Annotated in this window: 13 protein-coding genes; 3 read left to right on the top strand and 10 right to left on the bottom strand. The window is 64.5% G+C overall.

The features are described 5' to 3' along the window. Positions 1 to 9 precede the first annotated feature (9 nt). A complete protein-coding gene (gene recG / locus BLT00_RS07060) occupies positions 10 to 2,085 on the top strand; it encodes an ATP-dependent DNA helicase RecG (protein WP_092148310.1) in 2,076 nt (691 codons plus the stop codon). Positions 2,086 to 2,164: 79 nt separating this feature from the next. Next, positions 2,165 to 3,565, top strand: coding sequence for an aminoacyl-tRNA deacylase and HDOD domain-containing protein (locus tag BLT00_RS07055; RefSeq protein ID WP_063323788.1), 1,401 nt, complete (start codon positions 2,165 to 2,167; stop codon positions 3,563 to 3,565). 179 nt (positions 3,566 to 3,744) lie between these two features. Here the strand turns inward: BLT00_RS07055 and BLT00_RS07050 are convergent, their stop codons facing one another. After that, positions 3,745 to 4,122: a helicase gene (locus BLT00_RS07050; protein WP_092148313.1), complete on the bottom strand. Its 378-nt coding sequence runs from the start codon at positions 4,120 to 4,122 to the stop codon at positions 3,745 to 3,747. A 498-nt stretch (positions 4,123 to 4,620) separates the two neighbouring features. Here BLT00_RS07050 and BLT00_RS07045 point away from each other — a divergent pair, with 498 nt between their 5' ends. Continuing rightward, positions 4,621 to 5,001: a DUF6124 family protein gene (locus BLT00_RS07045; RefSeq protein WP_092148316.1), complete on the top strand. Its 381-nt coding sequence runs from the start codon at positions 4,621 to 4,623 to the stop codon at positions 4,999 to 5,001. 431 nt (positions 5,002 to 5,432) lie between these two features. On the opposite strand, the gene tagQ is transcribed toward BLT00_RS07045, so the two are convergent. From tagQ to BLT00_RS07000, 9 genes are all read right to left on the bottom strand, one after another. Further along, positions 5,433 to 6,374, bottom strand: coding sequence for a type VI secretion system-associated lipoprotein TagQ (tagQ, locus tag BLT00_RS07040; RefSeq protein ID WP_092148319.1), 942 nt, complete (start codon positions 6,372 to 6,374; stop codon positions 5,433 to 5,435). 85 nt (positions 6,375 to 6,459) lie between these two features. Continuing rightward, positions 6,460 to 8,187, bottom strand: a complete 1,728-nt coding sequence (locus BLT00_RS07035) for a formylglycine-generating enzyme family protein (RefSeq protein ID WP_092148322.1) — start codon at positions 8,185 to 8,187, stop codon at positions 6,460 to 6,462. Beyond that, the gene (locus BLT00_RS07030; protein ID WP_092148325.1) at positions 8,180 to 9,376 is read right to left on the bottom strand and encodes an ABC transporter permease; all 1,197 of its coding nucleotides are present in this window, start codon (positions 9,374 to 9,376) and stop codon (positions 8,180 to 8,182) included. Before BLT00_RS07030 ends, BLT00_RS07035 begins: the two co-directional genes overlap by 8 nt. Next, positions 9,376 to 10,092, bottom strand: a complete 717-nt coding sequence (locus BLT00_RS07025) for an ABC transporter ATP-binding protein (protein WP_092148328.1) — start codon at positions 10,090 to 10,092, stop codon at positions 9,376 to 9,378. The genes BLT00_RS07030 and BLT00_RS07025 overlap by 1 nt, the downstream gene beginning before the upstream one ends. Next, complete coding sequence (locus BLT00_RS07020; RefSeq protein WP_092148331.1) at positions 10,092 to 13,190, bottom strand: serine/threonine-protein kinase; 3,099 nt, start codon at positions 13,188 to 13,190, stop codon at positions 10,092 to 10,094. The genes BLT00_RS07025 and BLT00_RS07020 overlap by 1 nt, the downstream gene beginning before the upstream one ends. Beyond that, complete coding sequence (locus BLT00_RS07015) at positions 13,187 to 13,918, bottom strand: PP2C family protein-serine/threonine phosphatase (protein WP_072348199.1); 732 nt, start codon at positions 13,916 to 13,918, stop codon at positions 13,187 to 13,189. Before BLT00_RS07015 ends, BLT00_RS07020 begins: the two co-directional genes overlap by 4 nt. After that, complete coding sequence (gene tagF / locus BLT00_RS07010; protein WP_063323779.1) at positions 13,919 to 14,572, bottom strand: type VI secretion system-associated protein TagF; 654 nt, start codon at positions 14,570 to 14,572, stop codon at positions 13,919 to 13,921. It abuts the gene before it with no gap. Further along, positions 14,569 to 18,069 carry a type VI secretion system membrane subunit TssM gene (gene tssM, locus BLT00_RS07005; protein WP_092148334.1) on the bottom strand — a complete coding sequence of 1,167 codons (3,501 nt, stop codon included), beginning with the start codon at positions 18,067 to 18,069 and terminating at the stop codon, positions 14,569 to 14,571. The genes tagF and tssM overlap by 4 nt, the downstream gene beginning before the upstream one ends. Further along, complete coding sequence (locus tag BLT00_RS07000) at positions 18,066 to 19,376, bottom strand: DotU family type VI secretion system protein (protein WP_063323777.1); 1,311 nt, start codon at positions 19,374 to 19,376, stop codon at positions 18,066 to 18,068. Before BLT00_RS07000 ends, tssM begins: the two co-directional genes overlap by 4 nt. Between the last annotated feature and the right edge of the window lie 6 nt (positions 19,377 to 19,382).

Here is a 19,382-nt window from a genome sequence, read left to right as displayed (position 1 = left end):
GCCACGCCCATGACGGAGCTGTCGAAAGTGCCGGTCACCACACTCAAGGGTGTCGGTGAAGCCATGGCCGAGAAACTGGCCAAGGTCGGCCTGGAAACCCTCCAGGACCTGCTGTTCCACCTGCCGCTGCGTTACCAGGACCGCACCCGCGTGGTGCCCATCGGCCATCTGCGCCCGGGACAGGATGCGGTGATCGAAGGCACCGTCAGCGGCGCCGACGTGGTCATGGGTCGCCGTCGCAGCCTGGTGGTGCGCTTGCAGGATGGCACCGGCGGGCTCAGCCTGCGCTTCTATCATTTCAGCAATGCGCAAAAGGAGGGCCTCAAGCGCGGCACCCGTGTGCGCTGCTACGGCGAGGCGCGGCCCGGGGCTTCGGGGCTGGAGATCTATCACCCGGAATACCGCGCCATCACCGGTGACGAACCGCCGCCGGTGGACGAAACCCTGACCCCGGTCTACCCCCTCACCGAAGGCCTGACCCAACAACGCCTGCGCCAGCTCTGCCAGCAAACCCTGACCCTGCTCGGCCCCAGCAGCCTGCCCGACTGGCTGCCCACGGAACTGGCCCGGGATTACCACTTGGCCCCCCTGGCCGATGCGATCCGCTACTTGCACCATCCGCCCGCCGATGCCGACGTGGACGAACTCGCCGTCGGCCATCACTGGGCCCAGCATCGTCTGGCGTTCGAAGAGCTGCTGACCCATCAACTGTCCCAACAACGCCTGCGCGAAAGCCTGCGTTCCCTGCGCGCCCCAGCCATGCCCAAGGCCAGGGATCTGCCGGCCCGCTACCTGGCCAACCTCGGGTTCACCCCCACAGGCGCCCAGCAACGGGTCGGCAACGAAATCGCCTACGACCTGAGCCAGCCCGAGCCGATGCTGCGGTTGATCCAGGGCGATGTCGGCGCCGGCAAGACCGTGGTCGCCGCCCTCGCCGCGCTCCAGGCCCTGGAAGCGGGGTATCAAGTGGCGCTGATGGCGCCCACCGAGATCCTCGCCGAACAACACTTCATCACCTTCCAGCGCTGGCTCGAACCGTTGGGCATCGAAGTCGCCTGGCTGGCCGGCAAGCTCAAGGGCAAGAACCGCACCGCCGCCCTGGCGCAGATCGCCGAAGGGGCACCGATGGTGGTCGGCACCCACGCGTTGTTCCAGGACGAAGTGCAATTCAAGAACCTGGCCCTGGTGATCATCGATGAACAGCACCGCTTCGGCGTGCAGCAGCGCCTGGCCCTGCGGCAGAAAGGCGTGGGCGGGCGGATGTGCCCTCATCAACTGATCATGACCGCGACGCCGATCCCGCGAACCCTGGCGATGAGCGCCTACGCCGACCTCGACACCTCGATCCTCGACGAACTGCCGCCCGGCCGTACGCCGGTCAACACCGTATTGGTCACCGATACCCGACGAGTGGAGGTGATCGAGCGCGTGCGCAGCGCCTGCGCCGAAGGGCGGCAGGCTTATTGGGTGTGCACGTTGATCGAAGAGTCGGAAGAACTGACCTGCCAGGCGGCCGAGACCACCTTTGAGGACCTCACCGCCGCCCTCGGCGAGTTGAAGGTCGGGCTGATCCACGGACGCATGAAGCCCGCCGAGAAAGCCGCCGTCATGGCTGAGTTCAAGGCCGGCGCCCTGCAACTTTTGGTTGCCACCACGGTGATCGAGGTGGGCGTCGACGTGCCCAACGCCAGCTTGATGATCATCGAAAACCCCGAGCGCCTGGGCCTGGCACAGTTGCACCAGTTGCGCGGACGCGTGGGTCGAGGCAGCGCCGCCAGCCATTGCGTCCTGCTGTATCACCCGCCGCTGTCGCAGATCGGTCGCCAGCGGCTGGGGATCATGCGCGAAACCAACGACGGTTTCGTCATCGCCGAAAAAGACCTCGAATTGCGCGGCCCCGGTGAAATGCTCGGCACGCGCCAGACCGGTCTGCTTCAATTCAAGGTAGCCGACCTGATGCGCGACGCCGACCTGCTCCCCGCCGTACGCGATGCCGCCCAGGCGCTGCTGGAACGCTGGCCCGACCACGTCAGCCCGCTGCTGGATCGCTGGCTGCGTCACGGGCAGCAATACGGCCAAGTGTGAGCACGCGCTCAGTTTTCCGGACGCGCGTACCGGACAAGCTGGTTATACTGACCAACTTGTAGGAAAACGGATACAGACCATGACAGAAGCTGCCCTCGTTCCCGAATCCCCGCACGCTCCGTCTGTTATTCGGCTGTTGCTCGAGAAATTGGGCATCGGCTTTGACGAAGTGCTCGAACGCCCCGGCCTGAACCCAGCCCGCAAAGTACAGGCAGTGTTGCTGCACGATGCCGTTGGCGCGCTGATGGTGCTGTTTCCGCAAAGCCAACTGCTGGACCTCAACCGCCTGGCCGAACTCACCGGCCGCAAACTCACGGCAGTGCCTACCGACCGCCTGGAGCGCATGCTCGGTAAACACAGCCTGAGCCTGCTGCCCGGTCTGCCGGCGCTGACCAGCTCACCCTGCCTGTACGAAGAAAGCCTGCTGCGTGAGCCAAAGCTGCTGATCAACTCGGGCGAGCCGGGACTGCTGCTGGAAGTCACCAGCGAAGCGTTCAAGACCATGCTCACCAAGGCCAGCGCCGCGACGTTCGGCGAAGCCGTGAGCAACATCACCCCAAACCTGGACCGCCCACACGACGACCGCGCGGAAATCACCCAGGCCGTACAGGCGTTCACCGCCCGGCGTATCCAGCAACGGCTGGAAGAAACCATCGAGATCCCGCCGCTGGCCGAAACCGCTCAGAAAATCATCAAGCTGCGGGTCGACCCAGACGCGACCATCGATGACATCACCGGCGTCGTCGAAACCGACCCGGCCCTGGCCGCGCAAGTGGTGAGCTGGGCCGCATCGCCCTACTACGCCTCGCCGGGCAAGATTCGTTCAGTGGAAGACGCCATCGTCCGGGTCCTGGGCTTCGACCTGGTGATCAACCTGGCACTGGGCCTGGCCTTGGGCAAGACCCTGAGCCTGCCCAAAGACCACCCGCAACACACCACGCCCTACTGGCACCAGTCGATCTACACCGCCGCCGTCATCGAAGGCCTGACCCGCGCCATGCCCCGTGCCCAGCGACCCGAAGGCGGCCTGACCTACCTATCGGGCCTGCTGCATAACTTCGGCTACCTGTTGCTGGCCCACGTGTTCCCGCCGCACTTCTCGCTGATCTGCCGGCACCTGGAGGTCAACCCGCACCTGTGCCACAGCTACGTGGAACAGCACCTGCTGGGCATCAGTCGCGAGCAGATCGGCGCCTGGCTGATGCGCTACTGGGACATGCCCGACGAACTGGCCACCGCCCTGCGCTTCCAGCACGACCCGCACTACGACGGCGAATACGCCGCCTACCCGAACCTGGTGTGCCTGGCCGTACGCCTGCTGCGCTCGCGAGGGATCGGCTCCGGCCCGGACGAGGAAATTCCCGATGCTCTGCTGGAGCGTGTAGGACTGTCTCGGGACAAGGTCAATGACGTGGTCAGCAAAGTGCTTGAAGCCGAAGTGCTGCTGCGGGAACTGGCTTCGCAGTTCAGCCACGGTTGAATAGACTCACCTGGCTTGTGCAGGTAAGTGAAGCTCTTGTGGCGAGGGAGCTTGCTCCCGCTCGGCTGCGCAGCAGTCGCAAAACCGCCTGACGCGATCTGCCTGGAGGGTTGCGTTAACCCATTTAGGGCCGCTTCGCGGCCCAGCGGGAGCAAGCTCCCTCGCCACGGGGTTCTTGGCTAGGCCTTGGCCTTCTTCGGTTTCAAGTACTTGGTCAGGCCCTGAAACCAGATCACCAGCGCCGGGTTGCCCTTGATCTGGATCGACTTGTCCTGAATCCCCGTCATGAATGCCAGTTGCTTGTTCTTGGCCTGCATCGTGGCGAAGCCATAGGCGGCGTCCTTGAAGGCGATGGCGAAGGCCGGGGTCGGATAAACGCCGGACTGGCTGGTGATGCGCTGGTTCTTCACGGTGAAATGCCGGGCGACCTTGCCGTCCAGGGTTTGCAATTGGAACACCAATTCCTTATCGCCCAACTGCTGTTGGAACGCCGGATTGGTCCGGCTGGCCTTGCCCATCAACCACCCCAGCATCCACAGCAGAAAACGAAATTTCATGGGCACCGCCTCGTGAAGAAAGATGAATGGCTGGCAGTTTAGCGATTCCTCGGCGGAACGCCATCATCGGATCGCTTTAGCGGAAGATAAGCCGGTTTTCGCGAAAGATGACTACCAAGTCACAAAACAAAAAGTCAAAAGATCGCAGCCTTCGCCAACTCCTACACCCATTTCCGTAGGAGCTGCCGAAGGCTGCGATCTTTTGACCTTTTTGCTCTCTTGCTCCTCGGATATTTCCTTCAAAACGCCGAGCTGTTCGTGAACTAGGCAGGGCCCTGGGGCACCGCTAACCTTTGTTCGTCATCGCAAAAAACGGTGACACGGACGTGCAAGTCCGGTACATATCGGCGCGCAACTGCTATGGCGGCTGTGCGTGGGAGACTTTCGAGTCTGCCGGGGTCCGATATGCCCGGTCTTGCACACCTACGCACGGCTGCCACCTTAATTCGGTGCAACGAACGGTGGCTGTTTTCTTCAAATACATATCGGGATACATCTATGTTCAAGGTCACTCCTAATCCGCCACAAAACGGCCACAAATCCCGCGTCCAAGCGCAGGAAGAAAAAAAGCTCGAAGACGCCGCCACCCGCGCCCTCGACTACTACCTCAACCCCCAACCCTCCCCGCCCGAACCCGACAAAAACCAGCTCTTCATCGTCTCCCCCCACATCGACACCGAAACCCTGCTGGCCAACGCTTCCGAAGACCTGCTCTCCATCAGCACCATCGCCGCCGACTTGGCCGACGACGTCGACGACTCACGCCGCTGCATAGCCCTGGCGATAAGCCGCATGGCCGATGGGGTGCAGTTGTTGGTCGAGCGGGCGTTGGATGATCTGGAAAACAAGGGGATGGCGGCGCCTGACGCCAAGGGGTAGCGCTGGCATTGATGCAAGCTGAACCGACGCCATCGCGAGCGGGCTCGTTCCCACAGGGACTTTGGTCGAGCGCTAATTTCGACTCCACACAAACCCAACGTGGCGAGGGAGCTTGCTCCCGCTGGCCTGCGAAGCAGGCCCCTGCTTTTTTTCAGCCGGACCGCATGAGCCGGTGTTGCGACTGCTGCGCAGCCGAGCGGGAGCAAGCTCCCTCGCCACGGGTTATGGGTTGTCTGGGCTGGCGCCATCGCGAGCAGGCCCGCCCCGGGGTGTTGCAGATATTTCAGCCAGTACAAAACAACTGTGGGAGCGAGCTTGCTCGCGATAGCGACGGGTCAGTCAACATGGATGCCAACTGAACGGACGCTATCGCGAGCAAGCTCGCTCCCACAAGTTTGGCTGCTGACCAATGATCAGCAGCCCTCACTCAATCAAACATTCGGGCAAGGAACCGGTGCCCAGTCACCCAGGTCCGGGTTCTTGCACATGCTATTGACCTGAGTGGTACCCGCGCTGGCGACCTGCTTGCTCTCATCCTGCTTGGCCTTGGCGGTCTGCAGGGTTTTCTCGGTGGTCACCGCTTCTTTCGGCACGGTTGGCAACACCGGTGGTTTTTTCGCCGGCTTCACAATCTTCTTGGTCTTGCTGGTGGTCTGAGCCACGACCGGCGTGGTATCAGCAGTGGCCACAGTCACCACGTCAGTACGCTGCACACCCACCTGCTGCAGGTCTTTCTCATAGGCCTGGGTGTAGTTGTTCAGATCTTCCGAGGCCTTGCCGTTGACCGCGACAATCAGGTCGTTCGACTCTTTCAGGCCAGCGACGATTTCCGCCAGGCGCTTGCGGCCTTCGGTGTCGTTGACGGTCTTGGCCTTGCGGTCGGCAACCAGTTTGCTGAACGCGTTCTGGTAGCACTGCTGCGACGTCTTGGCGTAAGCGGTGCTGCGGTCGATGTCGGAGACGCTTTTGTTGACGTCGGCGGCGTAGGAGGCGATGCGCTGGTTGTCATCGGCGATCTGCTTCTGGCGCTCGGTGTAGTAACCGGCTGCACCACCGGCCAGGGCGCCGCCAGCAGCACCGATGGCCGCGTTGCGACCACGGTCTTCCTTGTCGGCGGTCAGGGCGCCCAGCAGCGCACCACCCACTGCACCAACGGCCGCGCCGGTAACCACCGACTTGGTCATGCTGCCCTCAGTGGAGCGCAGGTGCTGCACCGGCTCGTAGCAGTTCGGGTAGTACTCGACCTTGGTGCTCGAGGCGACTTTGGAAGTCGGCGACGTGGCGCAGCCGGTCAGTACGGTGCTGAAGCCGACAGCGACCATCAGCAAGTGACGCTTGGAAACCGAAGCAAAAGGTTTACGGGAGAAAAGCATAGTGGTGTTCTCGTTTAAGTTTTGACCAGCTCAGCGCAGCCCCATTGCCGCCTGAGTCCCTTCCAAGCTCGCTGACAACGAACACTCAAGACCGCTGAGCGTTCGATGCGAGCAATTCCTTCAATATCGCCGCCGGGTCGGCTCGTTTTTGCTGACGATAATCCCCGACATGACGAACGAATAACGTTGCACGCGCCACCAGGCTCTTGCCTAGGACCGGCTTGCGCTCCAATTCTTCCTTGATGCGCTGGAACTGCGCCTGGATCACCGCATCGGTGTAACGCGTGCCGGTGGCCAGGTTGTCGATGTAAATCGCCACCGCGCCGTCCAAGGCGCTGCGGCCATTGTCGATGGCTGTGGCAAACAGCTGGGCGCTGGCCTCGTCCTTGGCGTCCAGGGCGGCTTGCCGGCTGTTCTGCAGATTGGTCAGGCGAATGTTGTAGTTGTTGACGGTCTCGGCCACCAAGGCTGACGACTGGATCAGGTTGCCCGCCGCTTCCTCGCGCTGCTGGGCGATGAGCGAGACGTTGCGCTTGAGTTCTTCGTTGACCAGGCCCAGTTCGGCTTGCAGGCGCGGGTCGACACTGGCGGCGATGATGCTGTCCAGGCGCTTGGTCGGGTCATCGGCGTCGTCGATGGCATCGGTCAGCGACGCGAGGCGGCCTTCTTTCTGCCATTGGGCGAACAGTTCCTTGTAGCGCGAACGCGGCGCCGACAACGCCCCGACGGCCACGCGAAAACCGGTGGTTTCGTTGCTTTGCTCAGTGCCGTCGGCGGCGAACAACGGGTACTCGCGGCGCATGCCGGTGAACAGCGTGCCCTCGCCTTCCAGGTAGTTGCCGCCCTTGACCACGAAGCCGCCATAGGCGCCCTGGCGGCGACCGGCGTGCACCAATTGGAAGGATTCCTGGACCATCTCGGCGGCGTTGCCGACCACGTCGAACAGGCCAATCGGATTCGGCAGCTTGGTGCCGATGGGCATCAGCCGCGCTGCCTGGCCAGTGCCACCGGCGACCTGATTGAACACCGCCCAATCGGCCAGCGGCCCGTCGCTTTCACTGCCTTCCAGGCGCCGCGGAAACAGGCGCCCTTCCAAGTCCTGACGACTCACGGCTTGCCCGCCACGGGCGGCGAATTCCCACTCGACTTCCGTTGGCAAGCGCACGAAACCCAGCCCGCCATCTTCGGCAGAAGTGCCGCGACCGCTCACCGGCAGCAGGTCCTTGTGGTACTTCATCAGCCAGGCGCTGTACACCGCCGAGAAACGCTCGGCCTCGAATTTCGACAGTTTCACCTTGGGCAAACGCCCGGCCACGCCTTGGGGCAAATCGGCTTGCAAGGTTTCGCAGGCCGGGGCCGGTTCGCCGCTGGCCAGCGATTGCGCCTGGGCCATGACCTGGGCGTACTGGCGCGCGGTGACTTCGTACTTGCCGATGAAGTACAGCATCGGTTTGAGCGGCGTCTTGGCGTCGGTCTTGGGCATCAACGGCGTGATGGTGGTGTTCCAGTCCTTGGGCAGGTCCTTGAGGGTGAACTGACCGTTGATGAAGTCGCGCCGGTAGCCGGAAATGAACGACTGCTGATAACCCGCCTCGCCTTCGCTGAACGGGTAACCGAGGCTGATCTCGCGGTCGTCCAGGGTGCCCTGGGCGAGAATGTAGACGTAACGAAACACCATCTGCCCTTCGCACGGCAGCGGCAGGCTGACGTCATCGGGCAACGGCTTGGGGTTGTCCAACTTGTCGGTGCCTTCATCGGCCCAGGCCAAACTGGCCAGGCTCAACGCCACGGCGGCGCCCAATAACTTATACATCGCGAATTCCTTCACACGCCTGGATGCGCGCCACCCGCCAGCCACCACAAGCCGCCGCGACAGCGCTGACGCCGAGCACGGCCACCAGGGCCAAGGTGTAGTGACGCACCAACAGATGACTGGCGTATTCGCCGGGCATCTGTGCAAATAAATAATTCAGGCCCGACTGCGCCAGGCCATACAAGCCGGCACTCAGCAGGGCCGCAAAGGTGGCGCTGTAGAGCGCCTGCAACACCACGAACAGCAACAGCGCCGCTGTGGAAACCCCCAGCAGGCGCAAGACTGACAGCTCCCGACGCTTACGCTCCACCGCCGCCAGGGCGCCGGCAAAGATCGCCGCGAACGCGCCGGCCAAGGCCAACCCGGCGATGATCCAGAACACGATCGACAGATTGCGGCTCAGCGATTGCACTTGTGCGATGGTCTGGGCCTGGGTCGAGACCAATAGGTTCTGCCCGGCGAAATACTGACGCAGCGGCTCGACGTCGCCGAGGCTGCGGGCATACAAACGAAACGCCGGGTAGACCCGTTGCCCGGCCACACTCACCGCATCGCCCGGCCAGCCGAACGCGGGCACGGCGCGGCCATCGCGGTAATCCTCGGCGGCCTCCAGCAAGGCCAGGGGTGCAAACAGACCGTCGCGGGCGAAGGCTTGCAGGGGCAGCACGTGCAATACCTGCACGCGAGTGCGCTGCGCCTCGCTGCGACCGGCCACCTGCCGACCGAAACTGGCCTGCACCCAATCGCCGGCCTTGGCGCCGAGCTTTTCGGCGGCGGTCTGGCTGAGCACCACTTGATCCAGGCCTTGCGGCACCGGCAAATGCTCGAACAAGGGATCGTTGGCCGCGGTGGGAATCATCTCGACCGTGACGACCGAAGCATCGCCGCTCAAGTCCGCCGTGGCGGCGATCTGCCGAGTGCGCGGCAAGGCAAAAGCCACGTCGCTGCGCTGGCTCAATTGCTCGACGAACTCGGCACTGAAGCGACCGCCGCCCAAGGGGATGATTTCCCGGGTGGCCGGGTCGTTCTGCAGGCGTTCGGTGAGGCTGCTGACCAAGCCGAACTTCAGGCCGAACAACACCAGCAACGGCGCCACCACCGCCACCAACGCCAGCACCGAGCAGGCCGACAGCCAGGCATCGTTGCGGTAATCCTGCCAGGCCAGGGAGGCCACCAGCGCGCCACGCATCAGCAAGCCTCCCCGAGGGTGGCGGTGACACCGCCGTCGACATCGCGACGGCAACTGATGCGCCGCACCTGCAAACCGCTGGCACGGGCCAGGGCCTCGTCGTGAGTGGCGACCACACAGCACACGCCGTGCTCGCGCGCCTGGGCCACCAGCAACTGCATGACGCGCTCGGCGTTCAGCGGGTCGAGGGCGGCGGTCGGTTCATCCGCCAGCAGCAGGCGCGGGCCATGGGCCAGAGCGCGGGCGCAACTGACTCGCTGGCGCTGGCCGACGGACAAGTCCGCCGGTTTTTTGTCCAGTTGATCGGCAATATCCAACTGCCCAGCCAGGCGCGTCACGCTGCCGTCATCCTTCAAACCCAACAGTTTTCGCGACAACTCAATGTTGCCGCGCACGTCCAGAAAGCCCAACAGGCCGCCGGTTTGCAGAACATAACCCAGGTGACGACTGCGCAGCTCGGCCAAGGTGCCTTGTTGCGACCCACGCCACAATTTGGCGATGTCCAGCGGTGTGTTGGCGGGCGTGAAGTCGAAGCGCCCGGCCTGATCCGGCGCCAGCACCAGCGCGAGCAAGTCGAGCAAGGTGCTTTTGCCGCAGCCGCTGGGGCCGACCACCGCCAGTTGTTCACCGGCACGCAGTAGCAGCCGTGGAATCACCAGGCTGTAGCGCTGACTACCAGCGCCCCGGCTTTTGTGCACCGCGCTCATGTTCAGCATCACGGCAGCGTCGACAACGGAACGCGGTACAAGGCATCACCCGGCTCGGCATCGCCGAAACGCACCCAGTTCGCCAGGTCGTTGTGGAAGGTTTCGTAGAGGCGGATTTTCGAATCCAGCTCGTCGATGAAGTCTTCCTGCTCGGCCACGCTCAACGACAACCACAGGTCCTGGGTCATGTTCAGCGACTTGCTGCGGTACGGCAGCCCTTCCAGGTACTCGCCGAGAATGCCGCCGTCGGCCAGGTTGCCGCCCTTGCGCAGGGCCGACGGGTCGCGGCTCATGTAGGCACTGGCGCTGGCGATTTCCTGGAAGAAATCTTTGGGTGAACTCTGGGTCTTGCGGGCCGCGTCGACGATCAGCTTCAGCGACTGCTGCAAGTCGTTGAGTTGCAGCTTGGTCAGCATCACGCACACCTGGAACGCCGGCAGCGCCGGGTTGGTCAGGTCGCGGTCGGCGGTCCAGGCGCTGACCAGTTGCGGCGCCTGGCTGGCGGATTTACGCCCCAAAAAGTCCATGTGCATCGCGTAGCCGACCGCCGCCGATTTATCCGCCAGGCTCGGCGCGGCACTCAACAGCGGCACGGCTTGCGGTTTGTTGCTGCGCACCTGGTGCACCAGGTCGGCAAACACCGAACCGATCTCGTCGACGCGCTCGCCGAACTTGCGCACATCGGCGCCCGGCACCGGAATGTACAGATCGCCGATCTGCGGGTTGGCGTCGGCGGTCAGGGTGCGGTACTGGCTCTGGGCGCCGGCGTGGGTTTTCTTGCCAGCGTCGCTGAGCAGGTGCAAGGCGTAGATCTTGATCTGCTTGCCCAGTGCGGCCTGGCGCACTTCGGCCTCGTTCATTTGCGTGGCGGCAAATGGATCGTTCTTGCGCAGGGCCCCGGCGTCGGTGACCAACAGGATCAAACGCCCGCCATAACCGGACCAGTCCATGCCTTCGACGGCTTCCATGACCCCGGCAAACGCATCTTCGTTGAACGAATGGCTCGACACCGTCGATGCCTTGACCTGGCGCGCCAGCTCCATGAAGCGTTGCGGGTCGCGGCCCTGCTCCAGGGTGATCAAGGTCTTGGCGACGTATTCCAGGCCCGGGGTTTTCTTGATGCTGCTGCGGAAACCCACCATGCCGAAGCTGACGCTGTCCAACTCGCCGCGCTCGGCAATGCGGGTTTGCAGTTCGTGGACCACGTCGCGCACCTGGTCGATGTAGGGCTGCATCGACACGGTGGTGTCCACCACCAGCACCACGGCGGTGCGGAACGCGTCGGCGTTGGCGGTGGTGATCGGCGTGTTGCTCGACGCCTTGGGGGTGTTGCCCGGATCGATCGACGCCACATTCAGCAACTGCACCGGCTGGCCGTTCTCATCGAGGCTCTCGCGGGAATCGAAGATCGGCAGCAGGTAGAACTGGCTCTGCGGCACGGCGCTGGCAGCCGGCTCCAGGGCCAGTACTTGCTGGTCGTCCTGCGGGCTCTGCTGTGCCTTGAGCAACACGTTCTTGGCCGCCGATGGGTTAGCCAGGAGCTTTTCCACGTCGCCTGGCTGACGCAGGAACATCACGGGCGCACGGCCAGAACGTTCGGTGAACTTGAGCACCAGGCTCTGCTTCCAGTCGCTGACCTGGGCGGCGGGCAACCAGCCGTCGCTGCGCCCGTCAGTGGCCGCACCGACTCGTACCCACGAACCGCCGTCGACGTCCTTGCGCTGATACACGTAAAGCACGGAAAACGCCGGCAGTGCCTTGCCCGGTGCCGCGCCCGGCGCGTCGGCGAGCTTCGCCCCCGGTTTGCTCAGCACCCGCTGGAACAGGGTTTTCTTGCCCGCCATCAACAGCGGACGCTGGCCGCCATCAGCCTCGGTCGCCACGGGTGGCTGAGCCGCAGGGACAACAGGTGGTTTGACCCCTGGTACTTCCGGGGCCTGCGGCGGCTTCACTTCCGGTGGCTTGACCGAGGTGGTGGTGGCCACTGGCGTCTTCACTGCTTTGCCGTCATCACCGGACAACCACCAATAACCCGCGCCACCCAGCGCCAGCGCCACGGCGACCGCAACGGCGGCCAGGGCGAACACCGGGCCCTTGCGTTGCTCCGACACCGAGGATTGAACCGTCGGTTTTATCGGCGGCGCAACGGGCTTGGGCTGCGATTGTGGCGGCGGTGGTGAATAAGCCGGGCCGCTGGGAATGTCGATGGACATGGGCGTCAAACCCGCCAAGTCGTCCACCGCAGGCGACGTGGTCGGCAGTTGCAACGACAACGGCCGAATCAACGTCGCTTGCGCCGACTCGTCTGGCAGGTTATCCAGCGCCCGCAGCAACGCCGCCGCATCCGGGAAACGCTCCGCCGGATCCTTCGCCAGCAGCTTGCGCAGCACGTCCTGGTAACGGCCGTGGTGCACCGGCAGTTCCGGCAACGGTTCGGTCAGGTGCGCCAGGGCCGTGGACAGTGCATCGTTGCCGGTATACGGCAGTTTGCCGACGAGGATTTCGTAGAGCACCACGCCCAGGGCGTACAAGTCAGCGCGGCCATCGATGTCCTGTCCACGGGCCTGTTCCGGGCTCATGTAGCTGGGCGTGCCGACCGCAAAACCGGCCTGGGTAAATTGAGTGCGGTCGTCCAGGGACTTGGCGATACCGAAGTCCGAGAGCACCGCCGTGCCATCGGCACGGAACAGGATGTTGGCCGGCTTGACGTCACGGTGCACCAGGCCCAAGCCGTGGGCATAGCCCAGGGCCGAGGCGATCTGGCGGATGTAGGTCAGGCCCTGCTCCGGCGTCAGGCCCGCAGCGATGCGTTCCTTGAGCGTGCCGTTGGGCAGGTACTCCATCGCCATGTAATACAGCTCACCGACGTTGCCGATGTCATGGATGGTGACGGTGTGCGGGTGCGACAGTCGCGCCAGGGTCTTGCCTTCGCGCAGGAAACGCTCGCAGAAGGTCGGGTCGGCGGCCAGCGCGGCGGCCATCACTTTCAACGCCACCTTGCGTTCCAGCGAACGCTGGGTCGCCAGGTAGACGCTGGCCATCGCGCCTTCACCGATCGGCCCTTCGATGTCGTAGCCGGGGATGACAATGTTCAGGGTCAAGCTCATGACGGCACCTTCACGACCACCACGGTGATGTTGTCCGGCGCGCCGCGCATCAGGCCCAGGGACACCAGGCTGCTGACGATTTCGCCGGGCTCGTCGTGGCTCAAGACTTCGCGGATTTCATCGTCTTCGACGGTCTTGGTCAGCCCGTCGCTGCACAACAGGTAACTGTCGCCGGGCACCAGCAGCAGCTCGGTCAGCGCCAGGTTCAGTTGCGCCTCGACGCCAATGGCCCGGGTAACGATGTTGGCCCGTGGATGCACCCGCGCCTCGGCTTCGCTGAGCAGGCCGCTGTCCTGCAGATCCTGGACGTAGCTGTGGTCCCGGGAGATGCCTTCGAGCACGCCGTCGCGCAAGCGGTACAAACGGCTGTCACCGGCCCACAGGCACATGCCGCGCAGGTCGCGGGCGACCAACACCACCACGGTGCTGCCCATCATCGTCACGCCACGGTTGGCGGTTTCTTCCCGCACGGCGGCGTTGACCCGCAGCAGGTCGCTTTGCAGCGCCGCGACGTATTCGTCCAGCGAACGCCCCACGGCGATGCCGCGCAGGCTGTCGACGATCAGGCTGCTGACGTAGTCGCCCGCCGCGTGCCCGCCCATGCCGTCGGCCACCACCCAGAGGCCGTTTTCCGGCAGGTCCAGGCAGGCGTCTTCGTTGACCTGGCGGACCATCCCGACATGGCTCTTGCTTGCAGACTTGATTGCTTTTCCGGCACTTGGACGCATCTACACAACACCTTCTTGGCCGAGCAAAAATTGCGCAAAATCAGCCGCCGCCGGCAATCCCTGGCAGCGCATCAAACCCGGGGCGATGCGCTCCGATCCCTGGCCCCACCACAGGCTCGCGCCTTCGCAGGCCGCCTCGGCCAGGGCGCTCATGCGCCGCTGCGGGTCGGTGGCATCGAAGCGATGCAGGCTGGCGAAACGGCTGCTCGGCGTGCGCGGCAGGTGCATCGGGCTACCGAGGGTTTCCAGCTGTTCGTTGAACGCCTCGAAACTGGCCTCCACGCTCAACGTGCTCAGCAACAGGTTCTCGACCCGCTCGAACCACTCGTCCGCACCGCCCACCACGGACGCCGGGTCCGCGTCGGGCTCCAGCAGCACCGCGACGGTCAGCGGGAAATAACGGCCGACCCGGTCGATGCTCGGCATCACTACCCCGACGGCGGCGTCCGGGCCACACACACCCGGCGCGACCATGAAGCGCCACAGCGGGCTGACCAGATAAGCATCCAGCCAGCGCTCGCCGAGGCTGGTCTGGCTGGCGAGCAAACCCGCCGCCAACCACGAATCCCACGGGCCGATAAAACTCTGGGGCAAGCCACGGCTGACGAAATCCCCGCGGCTGGCCAACTTTCCATAGAAGCCCGGTGTGCTCATAGCCGCTCCGGCAGGCTGAAGCCGCTGAGCACCCGGCTCTTGAATGGATTGAAGGCGCTGTTGGCCCGCAGCTCATAAGAGGCGCTGGCGCCATCGACCCGCAACCGCAGGTTGAAGCGATCCGGCGAGTTACCGGCGGTCAGGTCCGATTGTTCCAGCAGTCGGAACCAGGCCCACGGCCCGTCCAGGGTGATGCCGGAGCGACCATTGGACGACGGCGGCATGATCGAGATCCGCACCACACCGATGCTCCCCGGGTTCGGCCACTGCATGGCGGTCGGGCGGCTTGGGCCGTGGTCGTAGCTCAACTGTTGGCCGTCGAGGTCGAGCAGGAACTGGGTGATGGTCGAGTCCATCGCCACCGGTTTGAGCTCGAAACGCACCATCGGCTGCGTGCCACCGGAACGGAAGAACGCATCGCGGATGGTCGCCGCGCGCTGGAAGGTCTGCAGCACGCCAGGGGCGATGCCGAGCTTCTGCGCCGCGCCCGGCTGCCAGCGCCAGGTCGGCGTCGAGGTGTCGACGTAGGGTTGCAGGTACTTGCGGAAGTAGTTGTCCATTACCCCGCCGACGCCGAAGAACTGGCCGAAATCATCCAGGGTCGCGTCCCGCGCACTGCCTGGCGACATCGGATAGCGCCCGGCCAGGGACTGGCGATAGATATTCACCACTTCGCTGGTCCAGGCGGCGTTCAGCTGGTTGCGCACCCCGCCCATCATGCTGTTGGTGGTGGAGTTGACCACCGACTTGACCAAACCCTGCACCAGCGGCGGCTGGCGTTCAGCGTTGAGGCTGACGCGCGTAGCAGCGGCCGTGGCCTGGTTCTTGGCTTCGCCGAGCAAGGCGTCGCCGCTGGCACCGACCATGGCACTGACCTGCACGTACAAAGCGTTCATGTCGGCCAGCAAGCCATCGATGGCCGCCGGCTCGCCTTCACTTTTGCTGACGATGCTGTTGAGCTCGGCGAAGTGCGCGGTGATCGGGTCATCGCTTTGCGCCGGTGCGTTTTGCGTCGACTGCTCCTGGCCGAGCAAGCTGCCCAGGCGCTCCTTGAGTTTGTCCACGCCGCCTTCTACCGGCGCACCTTGGGCGGCCAGCAGGCGTTCATCCTGTTGCAGGTCGGTTTCCTTCGCCACCGCCACCAACAGCTTTTTCAACGGCGAGGTCGGACCGGAAATCACCCGCAGCACATCGGCGGCCTGGGCCACGCTGGTGATCGGCACAAAGTCGATGTCGGCCAGCAAGGCGTCCCATTGGCGCAGGTAATCCTGGAAGTACAGGCGACGTACATCGGCGGCTAGGCTGGCGACGTTCTGCTGATCGGCCTGCTCAAAGCCCAGCACCCACTGCTCTTCGGCCAGGGTGCCGGTCTGGCTCAGGCTGGTGAGCAAGAAGCCCTGGCGGTAGCCCTTGACGGTGAAGAACCCGCTCAGCGGCTCGCCCAACGGCTTGCCGCTCTTGCGGCTGAACACCAGCGCCGCGTCACGCCCGGCGGCTTCATTGATGCGGAAGTCCGGGATGCCGTCGGGCAGTTTCTGGCGCTTGATCCGGTCATAGACCCGCTGGGCCACCGGCAATTGCTGCAACTGGCGACGCAGGTCTTCGACCAGACGCTGGTCCAGGCGCGCGAGGGGCGGACGGCGCTCGAACAGTGCCTGCAAATGCGCGGTCAGGGCCTGACGCTGCTCGGCTGGCAAGTCTCGCGGCAGGCTGCGGTCCCAATCCAGGGCGATCCAGGCTTTGATGAAATCGGCATCGTAGTGCTCGGTGTCGGCGAGCATCAGGTAGGCCTTCAAGCCCTCGTAGAGGAAGTCCGAATTACCGCCGCTGTGCAGCTGTTCTTCGATGCGGGTCAGCAGCCGTGGGGCGAACACCGCGATCAGCAGCTTGCGGTAGACGCTGCCGGACTCGGCTTCGAGCATGTCGCCCTGGTACAAGCCCAGGCCTTCGGCCCAGCTCGGGGCGTCGTCGGCCAGGTGTTTCACGGCGTTGAGCAATGGCAACACCGCGAGCACATCCCGTTGCGCCGGGCTGAGGTTCTGCACGGTTTGTCCCAACGGCGCGACCTTCTGATCGACCTGGGCAATGTAGGCCTGGTTGGCGCGGTAGCTGACCCACCACAACGTGCTGACCACCAGCACCAACACCACGGTGGAGGCCAGGACGCCGCGGGCGATCCACTTGCGCCGCCGCTCGACTTTCGGATCGACGCCCACCAGCCCGCGCTCGGCGAAGGCCACGGCGGTGAAGAGTTTTTCGATGAAGTAGCTGCGCCCGGTGCCGGTCTGGCGCGCCAGGTGCTGACGGTCCAGGTTCATGCTCTGGGCCATGGAGCCGATCAGGCGATCGATCGGGCTGCCTTCCTGGGTGCCGCTGGTGAAATACACACCGCGCAGCAACACGCGCTCTTCGAAGGCGTTGGGTTTGAACACGCCTTCTAGGAAGCTTTGCAGGCAATCTTTCAGCGCGCCGAACTGCTGCGGGAAGCCGTAGATCAGATCGCGCCGCGCCGGGTCGCGCTCTTGTTGCAGGCGTTCCACCAAACGGTCGTTGAGGCGCTGCTCAAGGCCGGTGAATTCGCTTTGCAGGTGCGCCAGTGGGCTGTCGCTGCTCTTGCCATCGTCCAGGGCGAAGGTCATGCCCCAGACCTGGGCGCGCTCTTCCTTGCTCAGGGTGTCGAAATACTCCATGAACCCGGGCACGAGGTCGAGCTTGGTCAGCATCAGGTAGATCGGGAAGCGCACGCCCAGTTGGGTGTAGAGCTCCTGGATCCGCAGGCGGATTGCGGCGGCATGGGCGGCGCGCTCGGCGTCGCTGCCCAACAGCAGGTCGGACAGGCTGATGGCGATGAACGCGCCGTCAATCGGGCGCCGGGCCCGTTGTTTTTTCAACAGGCCCAGGAAGCCCAGCCAGGCGGCCTTGTCGATGGTCGCGTCGCTGTCCTGGGTGGTGTAGCGCCCGGCGGTGTCGAGCAGGACCGCCTGGTCGGTGAACCACCAATCGCAATTGCGCGTGCCGCCAACACCGCGCACGGCACCGGCGCCCAGTTGCGCGGCCAATGGGAAATGCAATCCGGAGTTGACCAGCGCGGTGGTCTTGCCCGACCCCGGCGGGCCGATGATCACGTACCACGGCAGTTCATAGAGGTTGCGCCGTTCGTCACCGCCCAGCTTGGCTTTCTTGAGCAGGGCCAAGGCTTCGTCCATGCGCTGGCGCAGGGTTTCGAGCTCTTCGGCGGTGGCGATGCTGGTCGGGTCCGGTGGGGTTTGCGCGGCCAGGCTGCGCATCACTTCGGCGGCCTGACGGCGCGCCTGGATGATGCGGAACACCCGGTAGGCGATCCATACCGCGAACACCAGGACGATCAAGGCCCAGCGGCGGCCTTCGGGCACCAGCCAATCGAGCAGCGGGCCAACGAACCAGATGATCAGGCTCAGGGCGATCAGCCCCAGCAATGGGATGACCCAGCGGGTCATAAAACTGAAAAACGCCTTCACTCGACCCCCTCCGCCAATACTGTGATTTCAACCCGACGGTTGCGCGCACGCCCCTCTGGGGTGGCGTTGGATGCCAACGGCTCGGTGTCGCTGCGGCCTTCGGCGCTGAAGCGCTCGGGCTGGCCGGTCTTGGCCGAAAGAATTTGCAGCACCGATTGCGCCCGCGCTTCGGACAACGCCCAGTTGGACGGGAACCGGAGGGTGGCAATCGGCCGATTGTCGCTGTGCCCGGTGACCAGGACCTGGCCCTTGACCTTGCGCACCGCATCGGCGATGCGCAGCATCAGCGGCTGGAAGTCGTCCTTGATGCTGGCGCTGCCCGAGGCGAACAGTTCATCGCCGCGGATGGTCACCACCGAGCGGTCGACGGCGTCTTCCACGGCAATCCGGTTGGCGCGGATTTCATCAGCCAAAAAGCCTGCCAGGCGTGGGCGCTCGACCACTTTCGGCTGCACCACGGGGCGGTCGATGGTCTGTACCGGGATTTCGCCCAGGAAGTGAATGTTCTTGAACACCGGCTCGGCATCGGAGGCCAGTTTCATGCGCAGGCCGAACAGCAGCGCCAGCAGCAAGGCCGCGCCGATGGCCACGGCGATCCACGGCGGCATGAATTGCGCCAGTCGATCACGGGCCACAGTGACACCGCGCCAGTGCGGCGACAGCTCGCGCTCGTAATCGCCACGGGCACTGCGGATGACGGCGGCGGTGCGCTCACGCAACGCTTCCAGTTGACTGCGGCCGTCGTTCATCACCCGGTAGCGCCCCTCGAAACCCAGGCACATGCACAGGTACAAAAGCTCCAGCAGATACAGGCGCTCGCGCGGGCTTTGCAGGCAATGCTCCAGCAACTGGAACACCTTCTCGCCGCCCCAGGCTTCGTTGTGCACGGTGATCAACAGGCTTTGCTTGCCCCAATCGCTGGTGCCGCCCCACGGCGTGCTCAACACCGCTTCGTCCAGCGCGGTGCACAAGGCGTAGCGGGCCAGCAACACATCGTTGCGCACCACACCGGCGGCCTCGGCGCGCTCTTCGAACTGGCGCAGGTAAGCCAGCAGTTGTGCGCGCAAACTGGCCGGCGCCGGGTGAGCAATGGTGTTGCGCAGGCGCGTCAGCAGCGCCAACAGCGGGCCGGCGGCGCTTTCCAACGGGTTGAGGCCCTCGGCCTTGCCGGTGAGCACCGGCGCGGCTGGCATCGACAGCGGTGCAGGCGCAGGCGTCGGCTGTGGCCGGCCAGCGTCCGGGCGGAAGGGATCTCCACCACGGCCACCGGGTGTCGGCATGAACTGGGTACGATCGTCGTTACTCATCGCGAT

Origin of the sequence: Pseudomonas sp. NFACC51 (assembly GCF_900103575.1) — a bacterium.
Classification (GTDB): Bacteria; Pseudomonadota; Gammaproteobacteria; order Pseudomonadales; family Pseudomonadaceae; genus Aquipseudomonas; species Aquipseudomonas fluorescens_Q.
Note: the sequence above shows the minus strand (reverse complement) of the source record. Positions and strands in the feature narration are given on the sequence as shown.

What these genes read in the sequence shown, in the direction of transcription:
- recG (WP_092148310.1), top strand. Translation starts at nt 10, where the DNA reads ATGACGGAGCTGTCGAAAGTGCCGGTCACCACACTCAAGGGTGTCGGT.
- BLT00_RS07055 (WP_063323788.1), top strand. Translation starts at nt 2,165, where the DNA reads ATGACAGAAGCTGCCCTCGTTCCCGAATCCCCGCACGCTCCGTCTGTT.
- BLT00_RS07050 (WP_092148313.1), bottom strand. Translation starts at nt 4,122, where the DNA reads ATGAAATTTCGTTTTCTGCTGTGGATGCTGGGGTGGTTGATGGGCAAG.
- BLT00_RS07045 (WP_092148316.1), top strand. Translation starts at nt 4,621, where the DNA reads ATGTTCAAGGTCACTCCTAATCCGCCACAAAACGGCCACAAATCCCGC.
- tagQ (WP_092148319.1), bottom strand. Translation starts at nt 6,374, where the DNA reads ATGCTTTTCTCCCGTAAACCTTTTGCTTCGGTTTCCAAGCGTCACTTG.
- BLT00_RS07035 (WP_092148322.1), bottom strand. Translation starts at nt 8,187, where the DNA reads ATGTATAAGTTATTGGGCGCCGCCGTGGCGTTGAGCCTGGCCAGTTTG.
- BLT00_RS07030 (WP_092148325.1), bottom strand. Translation starts at nt 9,376, where the DNA reads ATGCGTGGCGCGCTGGTGGCCTCCCTGGCCTGGCAGGATTACCGCAAC.
- BLT00_RS07025 (WP_092148328.1), bottom strand. Translation starts at nt 10,092, where the DNA reads ATGCTGAACATGAGCGCGGTGCACAAAAGCCGGGGCGCTGGTAGTCAG.
- BLT00_RS07020 (WP_092148331.1), bottom strand. Translation starts at nt 13,190, where the DNA reads ATGAGCTTGACCCTGAACATTGTCATCCCCGGCTACGACATCGAAGGG.
- BLT00_RS07015 (WP_072348199.1), bottom strand. Translation starts at nt 13,918, where the DNA reads ATGCGTCCAAGTGCCGGAAAAGCAATCAAGTCTGCAAGCAAGAGCCAT.
- tagF (WP_063323779.1), bottom strand. Translation starts at nt 14,572, where the DNA reads ATGAGCACACCGGGCTTCTATGGAAAGTTGGCCAGCCGCGGGGATTTC.
- BLT00_RS07000 (WP_063323777.1), bottom strand. Translation starts at nt 19,376, where the DNA reads ATGAGTAACGACGATCGTACCCAGTTCATGCCGACACCCGGTGGCCGT.